14 protein-coding genes are annotated in these 13,757 nt (G+C 64.1%); 10 read left to right on the top strand and 4 right to left on the bottom strand.

Features of this window, described 5'->3' with window-relative positions; genetic code table 11:
- Positions 1–4: 4 nt before the first annotated feature.
- From BCCGELA001_RS20365 to BCCGELA001_RS20335, 7 genes are all read left to right on the top strand, one after another.
- Positions 5–307, top strand: a complete 303-nt coding sequence (locus BCCGELA001_RS20365) for a DUF5076 domain-containing protein (protein ID WP_008547332.1) — start codon at positions 5–7, stop codon at positions 305–307.
- Positions 308–309: 2 nt separating this feature from the next.
- Complete coding sequence (locus BCCGELA001_RS20360; protein ID WP_008547331.1) at positions 310–762, top strand: nucleoside deaminase; 453 nt, start codon at positions 310–312, stop codon at positions 760–762.
- Between the two features lie 62 nt (positions 763–824).
- Positions 825–2,195, top strand: a complete 1,371-nt coding sequence (locus tag BCCGELA001_RS20355; RefSeq protein WP_060736159.1) for a pyruvate dehydrogenase complex dihydrolipoamide acetyltransferase — start codon at positions 825–827, stop codon at positions 2,193–2,195.
- A gap of 22 nt (positions 2,196–2,217) precedes the next feature.
- The gene (locus BCCGELA001_RS20350) at positions 2,218–2,454 is read left to right on the top strand and encodes a hypothetical protein (RefSeq protein ID WP_008547324.1); all 237 of its coding nucleotides are present in this window, start codon (positions 2,218–2,220) and stop codon (positions 2,452–2,454) included.
- 17 nt (positions 2,455–2,471) lie between these two features.
- The gene (lpdA, locus tag BCCGELA001_RS20345) at positions 2,472–3,893 is read left to right on the top strand and encodes a dihydrolipoyl dehydrogenase (RefSeq protein WP_008547322.1); all 1,422 of its coding nucleotides are present in this window, start codon (positions 2,472–2,474) and stop codon (positions 3,891–3,893) included.
- 139 nt (positions 3,894–4,032) lie between these two features.
- Entirely contained in the window at positions 4,033–5,274 is a 1,242-nt protein-coding gene (locus BCCGELA001_RS20340; RefSeq protein WP_008547320.1) for a threonine synthase, read from the top strand.
- An 81-nt stretch (positions 5,275–5,355) separates the two neighbouring features.
- Positions 5,356–6,327 carry a tripartite tricarboxylate transporter substrate binding protein BugD gene (locus BCCGELA001_RS20335; protein ID WP_008547319.1) on the top strand — a complete coding sequence of 324 codons (972 nt, stop codon included), beginning with the start codon at positions 5,356–5,358 and terminating at the stop codon, positions 6,325–6,327.
- A 140-nt stretch (positions 6,328–6,467) separates the two neighbouring features.
- Here the strand turns inward: BCCGELA001_RS20335 and BCCGELA001_RS20330 are convergent, their stop codons facing one another.
- The 3 genes from BCCGELA001_RS20330 to BCCGELA001_RS20320 all read right to left on the bottom strand — a co-directional run bounded on the left by BCCGELA001_RS20330 (position 6,468) and on the right by BCCGELA001_RS20320 (position 9,604).
- Positions 6,468–6,854, bottom strand: a complete 387-nt coding sequence (locus tag BCCGELA001_RS20330) for a response regulator transcription factor (RefSeq protein ID WP_060737748.1) — start codon at positions 6,852–6,854, stop codon at positions 6,468–6,470.
- Positions 6,855–6,950: 96 nt separating this feature from the next.
- Positions 6,951–7,622, bottom strand: coding sequence for a response regulator transcription factor (locus tag BCCGELA001_RS20325; protein WP_008547314.1), 672 nt, complete (start codon positions 7,620–7,622; stop codon positions 6,951–6,953).
- Positions 7,619–9,604 (bottom strand): PAS domain S-box protein, encoded by a 1,986-nt coding sequence (locus tag BCCGELA001_RS20320; protein WP_008547312.1) that lies wholly within the window; start codon positions 9,602–9,604, stop codon positions 7,619–7,621. The genes BCCGELA001_RS20325 and BCCGELA001_RS20320 overlap by 4 nt, the downstream gene beginning before the upstream one ends.
- An 800-nt stretch (positions 9,605–10,404) precedes the next feature.
- On the opposite strand from BCCGELA001_RS20320, the gene BCCGELA001_RS36070 reads away from it, so the two are divergent.
- The 3 genes from BCCGELA001_RS36070 to BCCGELA001_RS20305 are packed head-to-tail and all read left to right on the top strand — an operon-like array spanning position 10,405 to position 11,341.
- A complete protein-coding gene (locus BCCGELA001_RS36070; protein ID WP_083543370.1) occupies positions 10,405–10,797 on the top strand; it encodes a hypothetical protein in 393 nt (130 codons plus the stop codon).
- Positions 10,794–10,982 carry a hypothetical protein gene (locus BCCGELA001_RS20310; protein ID WP_008547309.1) on the top strand — a complete coding sequence of 63 codons (189 nt, stop codon included), beginning with the start codon at positions 10,794–10,796 and terminating at the stop codon, positions 10,980–10,982. The genes BCCGELA001_RS36070 and BCCGELA001_RS20310 overlap by 4 nt, the downstream gene beginning before the upstream one ends.
- Positions 10,979–11,341, top strand: coding sequence for a hypothetical protein (locus BCCGELA001_RS20305; protein ID WP_008547307.1), 363 nt, complete (start codon positions 10,979–10,981; stop codon positions 11,339–11,341). The genes BCCGELA001_RS20310 and BCCGELA001_RS20305 overlap by 4 nt, the downstream gene beginning before the upstream one ends.
- Before the next feature lie 75 nt (positions 11,342–11,416).
- On the opposite strand, the gene BCCGELA001_RS20300 is transcribed toward BCCGELA001_RS20305, so the two are convergent.
- Positions 11,417–13,606 (bottom strand): lytic transglycosylase domain-containing protein, encoded by a 2,190-nt coding sequence (locus BCCGELA001_RS20300; RefSeq protein ID WP_060736158.1) that lies wholly within the window; start codon positions 13,604–13,606, stop codon positions 11,417–11,419.
- Positions 13,607–13,757 lie beyond the last annotated feature (151 nt).

Below are 13,757 nucleotides of genomic sequence, written 5' to 3'. Positions count from 1 at the left end.
ATCCATGGCGGGCCCCAAGGAGCAGCCACTGCCGCCCGACGTCATGACCCGCGACGATGCGGTCGAGATCCTGCGCGTGTTCGTGCTGGACGGCGGGCTGTCGATGGCGTTTCAGCGCGCCTTCGAGGAGCCCGACATGTGGGGCCTGCTGCTCGTCGATCTCGCCCGCCATGCCGCACGCGCCTATGCGCGCGAGAGCGAATATACCGAGGAGGACGCCTTGAACCGCATCCTCGACATGTTCCAGGCCGAGATCGAGCGTCCGACCGACACCGGCACCACGACGCCGCGCGGCAAGGGACACTGACTGTGGCGATCGAATCCCTTCATTTCGATTTCATGCTGGAGGCGATCCGCGAGGCGGAAGCCTCGATCGCGCAAGGCGGCCTGCCGATCGGCGCCGTGCTGACGCGCGACAACAAGATCATCGCCCGCGGACACAACAACCGCGTGCAGGAGAACAATCCGATCCTTCATGGCGAGATGAGCTGCCTGCGCGAGGCCGGCGCGATCTCGTTCCACGACACGGTCATGTACACGACGTTGTCGCCATGCTCGATGTGCGCGGGCGCGCTCGGGCTGTTCAAGGTGAAGCTGGTGGTGATCGGCGAGTCCGTCACCTTCGAAGGATCCAAGGATATCCTCGACAAGTTCGGCATTCCCTGGATCGACCTTGCCGACGACCGCTCCATCACCATGATGAAGAATTGGCGTTCCATCCCTGCCAATGAGCGCCTGTGGCAGGGCGACATCGGCAACTAAACCCGGTCTGTTCGTCTTCACTTTCGGAGACGACGTTTTGCAAAGTTCTTCTTGAGGTCAGCATGCCCATCAACATCCTGATGCCCGCTCTCTCGCCGACGATGGAGAAGGGCAACCTCGCCAAGTGGCTGAAGAAGGAAGGCGACAAGGTCAAATCCGGCGACGTCATCGCCGAGATCGAGACCGACAAGGCGACTATGGAGGTCGAGGCGATCGACGAGGGCACGATCGCCAAGATCCTGGTTCCCGAGGGCACGCAGGACGTTCCGGTCAACGACGTGATCGCGGTGCTCGCCGGCGAGGGCGAGGACGTGAAGGCGGCAGGCAGCGCAAAGCCCACCGCCTCGGCCGCTCCGCCGAAAGCCGAGAAGGCCGCTGAGGCTCCCGCTGCTGCGCCGGCGCCCGCACCGGCCGCGCCCAAGGAAGCAACAAAGGCAGCACCGCCGCCGGCCGCGACACCCGCGCCGCAGGCCGCCGCACCGGCCGCGCAGGGCAACGGCCATGGCGGCCGCGTGTTTTCGTCGCCGCTGGCACGCCGTCTCGCCAAGGAAGCCGGCATCGATGTCGGCATGGTCACAGGCACCGGCCCGCACGGCCGCGTGGTCGCGCGCGACGTCGAGCAGGCCAAGTCCGGCAAGGGCCTCAAGGCACCGGCCGCTGCACCCTCGGGCGCGCCCGCGATCGCGCCGACCATGTCGGACAAGCAGATCCTGTCGCTGTTCGAGCCTGGCTCCTACGACATCGTCCCGCATGACGGCATGCGCCGCACCATCGCGCAGCGCCTGACCGCGTCGATCCAGAACGTCCCGCACTTCTACCTCACCATCGACTGCGACATCGGCAAGCTGCTCGCCGCGCGCGAGGAGATCAATGCGGCCGCGCCGAAGGACAAGGAGAAGAAGCCGCTCTACAAGATCTCGGTCAACGACTTCGTCATCAAGGCAATGGCGGTCGCGCTGAAGAAGATTCCGAACTGCAACGTCAGCTGGACCGAAAGCGGCATGGTCAAGCATCACCATTCCGACGTCGGCGTTGCCGTCGCGATGCCCGGCGGCCTGATCACGCCGATCATCCGCAAGGCGGAGACCAAGACGCTGTCCACCATCTCCAACGAGATGAAGGATTTCGCCGCGCGCGCCCGGTCCCGCAAATTGAAGCCCGAGGAATATCAGGGCGGCACCACCGCCGTTTCCAATCTCGGCATGTACGGCATCAGCCACTTCACCGCGGTGATCAACCCGCCGCACGCGACCATTCTGGCCGTTGGTACCAGCGAGGAGCGTCCGGTCGTGCGCGGCGGCAAGATCGAGATCGCGCACATGATGAGCGTGACCCTGTCTTGCGATCACCGTGCCATTGACGGTGCCCTCGGCGCGGAGCTGATCGGCGCGTTCAAGCAGCTGATCGAAAACCCCGTCATGATGATGGTCTGACGCGGCGGCGAAGGGGGCAACCTTGCATGTCCGGACCCGCTGGCCATGGATATCGCTGCTGCTCGGCGCCGTCGTCGCGCTCAATCCGATCGGGTTCGATTTTCTTCGGTCCGCCTTCCTGTCGGGAGAGCATTTGTCGCGGAACATCGCTCAACCCATCGTGTTGAGCGCGCTGGCCGTTCTGGTCTTGGTCGGGATCATCGAATGGCTGGTCAGGTTTGTTGTCTTCAAGCGCCGCGCCCGCGGCGTCACGTCTTGAGTTGAACGGGAGCCGCCATGGCCGATACATCCTTCGACGTCATCATCATCGGCTCCGGCCCCGGCGGCTACGTCACCGCGATCCGCGCCGCGCAGCTCGGCTTCAAGGTCGCGATCGTCGAGAAGTCCTATCTGGGCGGCATCTGCCTGAACTGGGGCTGCATCCCGACCAAGGCGCTGCTGCGCTCGGCCGAGATCTATCACTACATGCAGCATGCGAAAGACTACGGCCTGTCGGCGGAGAAGGTCTCGTTCGATCCGAAGGCGGTGGTGCAGCGCTCGCGCGGCGTCTCCAAGCGCCTGAATGACGGCGTCGGATTCCTGATGAAGAAGAACAAAGTCAGCGTGATCTGGGGCGCCGCCTCGATCGACGCACCCGGCAAGGTCACCGTCAAGAAATCCGACGTCGAGGGTCCGAAGGGCGCGCTGGGCGAGGGGACCTACCAGGCCAAGCACATCATCGTCGCGACCGGCGCGCGGCCGCGCGTGCTGCCGGGACTCGAGCCCGACAAGAAGCTGGTCTGGACCTATTTCGAGGCCATGGTGCCGGAGCGGATGCCGAAATCGCTGCTGGTCGTCGGCTCCGGCGCGATCGGCATCGAGTTCGCCTCCTTCTTCCACACCATGGGCTCCGACGTCACGGTCGTCGAGGTGCTGCCGCAGATCCTGCCCGTCGAGGACGCCGAGATCGCGGGCCTCGCCCGCAAGCGGCTGGAAAAGCAGGGCATCAAGATCATGTCCTCGACCAAGGTCACCAAGCTGGAGAGGAAGGCCGACAGCGTCGTCGCCACCATCGACGACGGCAAGGGCAAGCCCGTCACCACCGAATTCGAGCGGGTGATCTCGGCGGTCGGCGTGGTCGGCAATATCGAGAATCTCGGTCTGGAAAAGCTCGGCGTGAAGACCGACCGCGGCATCATCGTGGTCGACGGCTACGGCAAGACCAACATCCCCGGCATCTACGCCATCGGCGACGTCGCCGGTCCCCCCATGCTCGCGCACAAGGCCGAGCATGAGGGCGTGATTTGCGTCGAGGCGATCAAGGGCCTCCATCCGCATCCCATGGACAAGAACATGATCCCGGGCTGCACCTATTGCCACCCGCAGGTGGCATCAGTCGGCTTGACGGAAGCCAAGGCCAAGGAAAGCGGCCGCGAGATCCGCGTCGGTCGCTTCCCCTTCGTCGGTAACGGCAAGGCGATCGCGCTCGGCGAGGACCAGGGCCTGGTCAAGGTGATCTTCGACAAGAAGACCGGCCAGCTGCTGGGGGCCCACATGGTCGGCGCCGAGGTGACCGAACTGATCCAGGGCTACGTCGTCGCCATGAATCTGGAGACCACGGAAGAAGAGCTGATGCACACGGTCTTCCCGCATCCGACGTTGTCGGAGATGATGAAGGAAGCGGTGCTGGATGCTTATGGAAGGGTGCTGAATATCTAGCGTATCTCCGCTTGTCATGCGCGGGCTTGAGCCGCGCATCCATCAAGCGAAGCGCTCTTCAAGGATGGATTGCCGGGTCAAGCCCGGCAATGACGGATGCAAGAAACTGGCGACATAAGGAAGAAGAAAGAATCGAGCCATGCACGACAACGACAACCTCACCATCGAACGCCCGACTTTCGTCACCCATCTCGAATGCGCGATGGAGGGCGATCACTACGCCGCCGACCAGGTCCACAACCTGTCGAAGGCCGGCAAGCCGCTTCTCGTCCGCTACGACCTCGCTGGCGTGAAGAAGGCGCTGACCAAGGATGCCCTCGCGCAGCGGCCCGGCGACATGTGGCGCTACCGCGAGCTGCTGCCGGTGCGCAAATGCAAGGACATCGTCTCGCTCGGCGAAGTGACCACCCCGCTGATCCGGCTGCCCAAGCTCGGCAAGAAGCTCGGTGGTGGTGAGATCATCGTCAAGGACGAGGGACGCCTGCCGACCGGCTCGTTCAAGGCGCGCGGTCTCGTGATGGCGGTCTCGATGGGCAAGGCGCTCGGCATCAAGCACATGGCGATGCCGACCAACGGCAATGCCGGCGCGGCGCTCGCAGCCTATGCGACGTCCTGCGGCATCAAGACCACGATCTTCTGCCCGGCCGATACGCCGGAGGTGAACGTCAGCGAGATCGAGCTGCAGGGCGCCACCGTCTACCGCGTCAATGGTTATATCGACGATTGCGGCAAGATCGTCGGCGAGGGCAAGGCCAAGGTCGGCTGGTTCGACACCTCGACGCTGAAGGAGCCGTACCGCATCGAGGGCAAGAAGACGATGGGCCTCGAACTCGCCGAGCAGCTCGGCTGGGACGTGCCCGACGTGATCTTCTATCCGACCGGCGGTGGCACCGGCCTGATCGGCATGTGGAAGGCGTTCGACGAGCTGGAGAAGATCGGATTCATCGGCTCGAAGCGCCCGCGCATGGTCGCGGTGCAGGCCTCCGGCTGCGCGCCGATGGTGCGCGCCTATGACGCCGGCACCGAGCATGCGACGCGCTGGGAGGACGCCCACACCATCGCCTCAGGTATCCGCGTGCCGCAGGCCATCGGCGATTTCCTCATCCTGCGCGCGGTACGCGAGAGCAAGGGCTTTGCCATCGCCGTCGACGACGACAAGATCTCGGCGGCGCTGAATGAGGTCGCGCGCGAGGAGGGGCTCTTGCTCTGCCCCGAGGGCGCCGCCACCTACGCCGCCTACAAGGAAAGCCTCGCCGACGGCCGCGTCTCGAAGGGTGATCGCGTGATGCTGTTCAACTGCGCGACCGGTCTGAAATATCCGCTGCCGCCGGTCACCCGCACGCTCGATCGCCACAAGCCGATCGATTACGCCCAATTCTAGCGCGGCAATGCGCCACGAATGATCCCTCTTCCCGTACGCGGGAAGGGCAAGAACAATATCGACATCGCTGGGGAGAGGACAATGACGAAGGCCGTCTGGGCTGCGCTGATTGGTATTCTCGCTGTAACCGGCGCTGCGCGCGCCCAGGATTTTCCGACGCGTCCCATCACGATCATTGTGCCGTTCTCGGCCGGCGGGCCGTCCGATGCGATGGCGCGGGTGCTTGCGGAGCGGATGCGGGTGACGCTGGGGCAGCCCGTGGTGATCGAGAACGTCACCGGCGCCGGCGGCTCGATCGGCGTCGGCCGTGCGGTGCAGTCGCCGCCGGACGGCTACACCATTTCCTTCGGCCACCTCGGCACCCACGTGGCCAATGGCGCGGTCTACAAGCTCAGCTACGATCTCGTCGCCGATCTCGAGCCGGTGGTGCTGCTGCCGAGCAATCCGATGATCGTGGTCAGCAAGAATGCGGTGCCCGCGGCCTCGCTGAAGGAGCTGATCGAGTGGCTCAAGTCGCGGCCGTCGCCCCCGACCGCCGGCACGGCCGGTGCGGGATCCGGTAGCCACATCGCCGGCGTTTATTTCGAGAACGTCTCCGGCATCAAGCTGCAGTATGTGCCATATCGCGGCACCGCGCCCGCCCTAAACGATCTGATCGCGGGGCAGATCGACCTCATCGTCGACCAGACCTCCAACTCCATCAACCAGGTTCGCGCCGGCACCATCCGCGCCTACGCCATCACCGACGACAAGCGCCTGCCGTCGGCACCGGAGATTCCGACCGCGGAAGAGGCGGGCCTGAAAGGCTTCAACATGACGCTGTGGTCGGGCATGTGGGTGCCGAAGGGCACGCCGAAGGAGATCGTGACCAAGCTCAACGCCGCGGCCGTTGAAGCGCTGAACGATCCAGCGGTCAGGAAGCAGCTCGAAAGCCAGGGCCTGGAGATGACGCCCAAGGACCAGCTCACGCCCGAAGCGCTCGGCGCGCGCCAGAAGGCCGAGATCGCAAAATGGTGGCCGATGATCAAGGCGGCCAATATCAAGGTGGATTGAGCGGTGGGGCGCGCTTCGCGTAGGGCGCCAAATCATTCTCCCTCATCCCGAGGCGGCCGCGACCGCGGCCATCTCGGGCCTTCGCGCGAAACAGGATCGTCTCGGTTGCCGTCACCACAGGTTCGCGCGTCCCCGTACAATCACTCGATGGTTTCGTTACCCGCTGCCAGCGCTCGCTCCAGGCACGGCATCAGATCGGAGGCAGCGAACGGCTTGCCGAGGAAACAGATTGCACCGGCCTTGAGCGCGCGCACACGCACGCTCTCATCCGGGAAGGCGGTGATGAAGATGAACGGCGTAGCCGAACCCTGCGCGCGCATCTGCGTCAGCAGGTCGATGCCGGTGACCAATGGCATCTGCACGTCCGCGATCACGCATGAGGTGTCGCTCGAAACGGTCGATCGTAGAAACTCGTCGGCGGAGGCGAACGTGTGGACGATGTACCCGCGCGATTCCAACAGGTTGTGGAGCGCCGCCCGCACGTAAGGGTCATCGTCGAGCACCGAAATGACCGAAGCCATCGACAAGACGTCCGCTCCTCGCTCGGGATTACGCTTGCCGTCGCTGCGGCCGCACATAGGCTACGCAGGGTGGACCTCTCGGTCACCATTGGAAACTCATACTTAGGTTTGTATGTCGGGCTTGCCGGACCGAATCCCGAGCGCCTCGCTCATTCTCACCAGGTCGGCCAGCGACTTCGCACCCATTTTTCGCATGATCTGGCCGCGATAGATCTTGACGGTGATTTCCGCCAATCCGAGCTGGACGGCCACTTGCTTGTTCATCAGACCGGACGTCACCAGTGACAATACGTCTCTCTCCCGCGAGGACAGTGACTCGAACCGTGATCGGACGGTCGAGATTGTCCTGTTGAGGTCGCGGCGCTTGCGGTCCCTCTCGATCGCGGCCTGGACTGCGTCCAGGATGTCCTGGTCACGAACCGGCTTGGTCAGGAAGTCGATCGCGCCGCTCTTCATGGCCCGAACGGTCATGGGAATATCACCGTGACCGGTAATGAAGATGATGGGCGTGTGGATATTGGCCTTGGCAAGATCGGTCTGAAGGTCGAGGCCACTCGCTCCGGGCAGGCGGATGTCGAGCACGAGGCAACTGGGGACTTCCGGCGGCTTGGCCTGGAGGAGTTGCGGTGCCGAGCCGAATGCTTCAACCTTGAGGCCGACCGACTCGAACAGATTGGTGAGCGCACGTCGCATGGACGCGTCGTCATCGACGATGAAGACGATTGGTTCATCGCCGTCTTCCTGCGCCGGCGAAGGTCCTGCGCGTTCGGTCACGATGCTTCCTCTCGATGGACGGGCAGGGTGATCTGGAAAGTTGCGCCGTGCCCTCGGTTCGGAGCGGCAGAAAGTCGTCCGCCATGGGCCTCGACGATGGAGCGACAGATCGATAGCCCCATGCCCATGCCCGAGGACTTCGTGGTGAAGAACGGCGTGAACAGGCGGTCAATCGCCTGTTCGCAGATGCCGACGCCGGAGTCGGCGACGCTCACCAGCACCGCGCCGTCGCCGTCCGCCACTGAGCGGATTGCCAGCTCGCGTGGGCGATCTTCGACGCCTTCCATGGCCTCGATCCCGTTCATGATCAGGTTGATCAGGACTTGCTGCAACTGGATTCGGTCGCCAAAGATCTCGGGCAGTGCAGATGATAGCTCCATTCGCACCGACACGGCATGACTGGCCATTTCGCGCTGAACGAGCGCCACGGCCTCCCGCACCACCGCGCTTGCGTCGAGCGGCACCATCTCGATGTCGGTCCGCTTGGCGAGCGCCCGGACGTGGCGGATCACGTCGCTGGCACGCTTGCCGTCCTCGATGATCCAATCCACGGAGCGGCGCGCCGCGTTGAGATCTGGCGGACTGCGCTGCAGCCAGGAGAGACAGGCGTCGGCGTTCGCGATCACGGCGGCGAGCGGCTGGTTGATCTCGTGCGCGATTGAAGCTGTCAGCTCGCCCAGTGTCGTGACGCGCGTCACATGGGCAAGTTCGGTCTGGGCCTTGCGTAGCGCCTCTTCGGCCTGATCTGCCCGGATGGCCGCAGTCACGTCGGTGCAGACGCCGCGATAACCCAGAAAAGCGCCTTCCGCGTCGAAGAACGGCTTACCGCTGGTCCGGACATAGATCGCGTGACCGTTGCGGTCTCTGCTGCGATACACCAGGTCGCGGAACGGGACGTGGGCATCGAGCGCCTCCCGATGTTGTCGCCATTTTTCCGGTTCGAGATTCGCATCGGGCGCAATGTCCCAACGCGTGAGCCCGAGCAGGCCGGTGGGGGCCGCGACGGTATCGGAGTGTTCCGAAATCTGGGTCACGCGATGGTCTGGCCCCGTCTCCCAGAACCAGTCAGACGCCGTTTCGGCGTAGTCGCGAAAGCGCTGCTCGCTTTCACGAAGCCTTCGCTCCGCCTCTTTGGTCGCCGTGACGTCAGTTACCGACCCGACGAACTCCACGCGACCGTTGGAATCCCGCGTCGCCCGGGCCACGGCCCGGACATATTTGATGGAGCCGTCGGGCATCACGAGTCGGTATTCGTGATCGTAATCCTTGCCCTCTCGCGCAGCCCGAGCCGTGGTCTGTTGCACCGCGAGCCGATCGTCCGGATGAATACGCTGGAGCATGAAGGGGATTCTAGGCTTGGTCCCCTCGTCGCATTGGAATATGCGATAGGTCTCCTTGGACCAGCTAATCTCTCCGGTTGATGACTTCCAGCCGAAACTGCCGGTGTGGCTCAATTCCTGCGCCTGTGCGAGATAAGCCTCGCTCTGTCGCAGCGCATTCTCGGCTTCCTTGCGCTCGGTGATGTTCTCGCAGGCGACCAGCACGATCGGCCCGCCATCGGCCCGCAGCATGGTCTTGGCGTTCTCGCGCACCCATAGTACCGAGCCGTCCTTGCGAACCTTCCGGATTTCCCAGGTGTGGGACTGATCGACGGTCTCGAGGCACAGCGCGACACATGCGCGGACGAAGTCGCGGTCTTCCTCGAAGAAGACATCCAGCACTGATCGACCGATCAACTCAGTGGCCGTATAGCCGAGTTGCGCGGCCCCGAAAGTGTTCACGTTGATCACGGTTCCGACCGGGTCGACCATGAAGTACATGACGGGGTTGTGCTCGAAGACTTGCTGCCACTGCTTGACCGACTCGAGCAAACCGGCGTCACCAGGCTCGACGCGCTGCTTCGTATCAACAGTCTGCCTGACGCAGCCGGCGAGGAACTGCACGGCTGACTTCCCGAACGTCGCTGCACGGCCAGGCTTCATCGCAGACGCTCCCGGCGCTCTCTGCGTGTCTACGAGTAGAGCACGTTGCCGCAAGAGGAGCAATTCCGGCCAAAGTCGGATGGCCGTTACGAGATTCGCCTCGGACTGGCTGCTTTGCCGCTGTCATGCAGCGCATCGAGTGCGCCGCGCCGACCTCTTTTCGCGGCGACCGTGCAGCCGATGCATGGTGCGCCGTGTCGTTGAATGGAGTCAGCGCGAGAGAGGCTCAGCCGACGACCGGACAAACCTAGGTATAGCTCCTCCATTCCTAGTCATGTCGGCCGTTTACCTCCGTACAATTGAGCAACTCGTGGCGGGCGGACTAGGCTCATGACCATCGGGAGTGTCGACCAGTCAATCGCACCAATCGCACGAGAACTGGTCTGAAGCGAACGGCCAAGGCGCCTCACCGACCGGCACACGACCAGGGACGAGGCCACCGCATTTCTCGATACGTAGCCGCGTCGCGGCAATTCACGACCCGCGAGAGGTCGAAGGGAATGAACCGGCACAAGCGCAAGCAACAGGGTGAGACAACAATGTGCGATACATCGGAACGTCCTGAAGGTCGCCTACCCGGATCCGAACGTTGCTCTTCAGTCAACGGCTGCGCGATGTGCGGCGGCAAGTTTGGCCTGATCCGCTACTATTCCTGGCGCACGGCGCTCTGTTCCAAGAAGTGTGTTGACGGTTTCCGCACGCGCCGCGAACGCGACCGCCGGTGGTTGTTTCGGGCTCAGGTCGCGTGAGGCTGAGTTGGAGGGCTGACGTCGTTCAGCTCTGATACGGGAGCCCGTACGTTGAAACGCTCTCACAACCCCTTGTGCTGGATCATTCTCCTCGGCTCCATTGCGACGGTCCAGGCGCAGGAGACGGGACGGGGTGCCGTTCATCGCCAGCACCCGCCCCAGGATCAGGGGCTGCACGAAAAGTTCTATTCGACCTGGCACATGCCGGATAATCCCGGCATCAGTTGCTGCAACAGCTCTGACTGCTATCCGACCGACATCAAGTACATCGACGGCCAGATCTACGCACGGCGCAGGGAGGACGGGAGATACATTCTGATCCCGCCGCAGAAAGTGGAGCGAAACAGGGATAACCCGGACGGTCGAAATCATCTTTGCGCTCCACCACCCGCACTGTCTCCATTGGACAGCGTTTACTGCTTCGCTTTGGGAGGTGCCACATGAGATTCGCGTTCGTGCTGGTGAATGACCGGACGCCGTTCCGGCAGACCTGGTGCTTGCAGTGCTGCGAGCCGATCGAAGGCGGATATCTCCGCGAGATCACGACGCGTCTGCCTTACTGCGACTATCAGTGCTACGGGCTGTTCTGCGAGGCGCTTGCGAAAGATCGCATGAGGGCGGTGTCGTGAAATTCGTGGTGGTCAATCACGAGCCACCGTTGCACGCGGCGACGTGCAGCACATGCTCGCGGTCGATCCAGTCCGGCTACGTCCGCCATGCGCGGACCCAGCACCGTTACTGTGACTACGATTGCTATCGGCGGCGCGAAGTCGTGACGCTGTCGATGCAATGGCCGATACCTGGACGCGCAGGGCCGGCCGCCGGAAACGTCGAGGTCGCCGCCGGCAGCATGATCGAGATGTTGGCGGTCGTGGGTGCGGTCTCGTGCTGGAGCTATACGATCCAGACCTGGAGCTTCGCAAGAGCCTTGACCGCCGCATATTTGGACGGTCGCGATCTGATCAAGCTGGAAGGAGGTGACACCTAGCTACGCGACTGCACTCGCGTGGAAGCCGCAGCAACGTAACCTTGCAGTCGCCGCGTCCAGCCCCGGCGGCGTCGACTAGGGAGCGGGTGCTGCGGCCGCCACGGGTGCGGCGGCGCCGGCCTCCTTCGTCACCACGCGCTGGTCGCTCTTGCCGGCGATCATGCCGCTGTCTTCGAACCGGGCGCGGTAGACCAGCACGTTCTCCATCACCCGCTGGACGTAGTTGCGGGTCTCCGACAGTGGAATGCGCTCGACCCAGTCGACCGGGTCCACCTTCGGGTCTCTGGGGTCGCCGCGCGCCTGCACCCATTCGCGCACGCGGCCGCGGCCGGCATTGTAGCCGGCGAAGGTCATGATCTGGTTGCCGCGATATTCCGAGAACAGCGCGCTGAGCTCGGCGGCTCCCATCTGCGTGTTGTAGACGGGATCGGAGACCATCCTGCCCCAGTCATAGGTCAGGCCGAAGCGCTTGGCGGTATCGCGGCCCGCTTCCGGCGTCACCTGCATCAGGCCAACCGCGTTGGCGTGCGACTTGTCGCGCTGATCGAACGAGCTTTCGGTGCGTGCCACCGAATAGATCACGCTGGTCTCGATCGCAGGTGCGACCTGCTTGTGCTCGGGAATGCCGATGGTGGGGAAGGCGTAGTGGTCGAGCGCGAGCCCGCGCGCCAGGGCCGACTTGCCGACCTCCAGCATCACGCGCGCATCGTTGCGCTGCCTGGCGAGCTCGCCGAGCGCTTCCAGCGCCGCGGCGTCGGTGCTCTCCTTGGCGAAATCCTCGGCATAGTAGAACATGACATCGCGCTCACCGAGATCGTAGAGCATGTTGGCCGCGCGCACGCGCGCGTCCGCCGACGGCGTGTCGGCGGCGGCCAGCACGGGCGAGGGCGGACGCAGCTCGATGCCGTCGAGGCCGAGCTTGGCGCGGGCGAGCTGGCCGTAATAGGCGGTGTGGTAGCGGGCCGCCGCCCGATAGCTCATGCGCGCGTCGGCCGCCGCGCCCATCGCCTCGGCGGCGCGGCCGCGCCAATAATGGGCGCGCGACAGCGCAATCGGATTGGCCGAGCCTGCGTCGATCGATGCGAAGTGCACCATCGCCGCCTTGGGGTCGTCGAGATAGCGCAGCGCGATCCAGCCGCACATGAAATGGTAGTCGACGCGGTAGACTTCCTTTTCCGGTACCGCGGCCGTGCGCACCACGTCATAGGCCGTCTTGGATTTGCCTTGGTCGAGCAGCTTGCGCGCCAACATGCGGCGCTCGCGCCACCAGGCATCGGTGTCCTGCGCGGCCATCGTGTCGGGCAGGGCGGCGAGGATCAATTCGGCCGCGTCGTCGATACGATCGTTCTGAAGATGCCATTGGGCGCGGCACAGCACGTAGCCGAGATCGCGCCGCTCCTGGGCCAGGACGTCCTCGAGATAGTCCTTGGCCTTGCTCGACTTGCCGGTGACGGCCGCGCAGGCTTTCACGATCGCAAGCGCATCCTCGCCGAGCCGTTTGGCCGCGCGCCTTGCACCGTCATAGTCCTTGGCGCCCAGGCGCTTGTCCATGCGCGCGCGGTGATCGTCGGCGGACAGAAGATCGCGGAACGCGGCGTAGGAATCTTCCTCGCTCCGCTCAGACAGTTCGTCCGCGCGCCAGGCCTCGCGCACGAGACGGGCGGCCCTGTCGGTCTCGCCTTCCGTGAGCAGCACGCGGGCCAGCGCGAACTTGCCCTTGGCGCTGGTCGGCCGGTCCATGGTGAATTTGTGCACGGTGGCTGCGTCGCTCTTCTCCTGCCACAGCCGCGCCTCCGCGCGGCGGCGCAAGAGAGCGCTGCTCGGCCAGTCCGGATTGGCGGCAAGGAAGGCGGCATAGCGTTTGAAATTCGCCGTGCTCTCGGAGTGCCGCAGCATGTACCAGTCCGCGAGCTTCTGTCCGGCGGGATCCGTGATGCGGTCGCGCGCGGCGGTCGCGTCCTCCGTCTTGCCCCTGCGCGCGAGGTCGATCGCATCCCTCAGCGCGGCAAGATCGCCGGTCAGCGGCGGCGGTGCCGGCTTGGCCGAAGGCTCCTCGACCGCTTTCTTCGATTTACGTTTGGCCTCGGCATGCTTGCCGTGCCGCGCTTTGCCGGCGGCAGCGTGACGCTGCTTGCCGGCTTTCGCCTCATGCATCTTCTTCGGTGCAGATGATTTGTGACTGCTCTTCGCCACGAGCTCGGTGGGAAGAAAGGCCATCGCGGCCACGGTAACGACACACGCGAGCGAGCGTAGGCACTGGTTCATTCCATGGTCCCCCTGCGAAACCATTACAAACCAAGGTCCGCGACGACATGCGGCTTGAGAATCAAAGACGACAACCAAACGATGTCATGACATCGTTTCGCATTCCTCACGCTCCCGCAACAATGCGGCAAAATACGGATAGGAACTCGGG

The sequence above is a fragment of the Bradyrhizobium sp. CCGE-LA001 genome, from assembly GCF_000296215.2.
Taxonomy (GTDB): domain Bacteria; phylum Pseudomonadota; class Alphaproteobacteria; order Rhizobiales; family Xanthobacteraceae; genus Bradyrhizobium.
This window is presented reverse-complemented; position numbering and strand designations above follow the sequence as displayed.

What these genes read in the sequence shown, in the direction of transcription:
- BCCGELA001_RS20300 (WP_060736158.1), bottom strand. Translation starts at nt 13,606, where the DNA reads ATGAACCAGTGCCTACGCTCGCTCGCGTGTGTCGTTACCGTGGCCGCG.
- BCCGELA001_RS20340 (WP_008547320.1), top strand. Translation starts at nt 4,033, where the DNA reads ATGCACGACAACGACAACCTCACCATCGAACGCCCGACTTTCGTCACC.
- BCCGELA001_RS20355 (WP_060736159.1), top strand. Translation starts at nt 825, where the DNA reads ATGCCCATCAACATCCTGATGCCCGCTCTCTCGCCGACGATGGAGAAG.
- lpdA (WP_008547322.1), top strand. Translation starts at nt 2,472, where the DNA reads ATGGCCGATACATCCTTCGACGTCATCATCATCGGCTCCGGCCCCGGC.
- BCCGELA001_RS20365 (WP_008547332.1), top strand. Translation starts at nt 5, where the DNA reads ATGGCGGGCCCCAAGGAGCAGCCACTGCCGCCCGACGTCATGACCCGC.
- BCCGELA001_RS20335 (WP_008547319.1), top strand. Translation starts at nt 5,356, where the DNA reads ATGACGAAGGCCGTCTGGGCTGCGCTGATTGGTATTCTCGCTGTAACC.
- BCCGELA001_RS20310 (WP_008547309.1), top strand. Translation starts at nt 10,794, where the DNA reads ATGAGATTCGCGTTCGTGCTGGTGAATGACCGGACGCCGTTCCGGCAG.
- BCCGELA001_RS20320 (WP_008547312.1), bottom strand. Translation starts at nt 9,604, where the DNA reads ATGAAGCCTGGCCGTGCAGCGACGTTCGGGAAGTCAGCCGTGCAGTTC.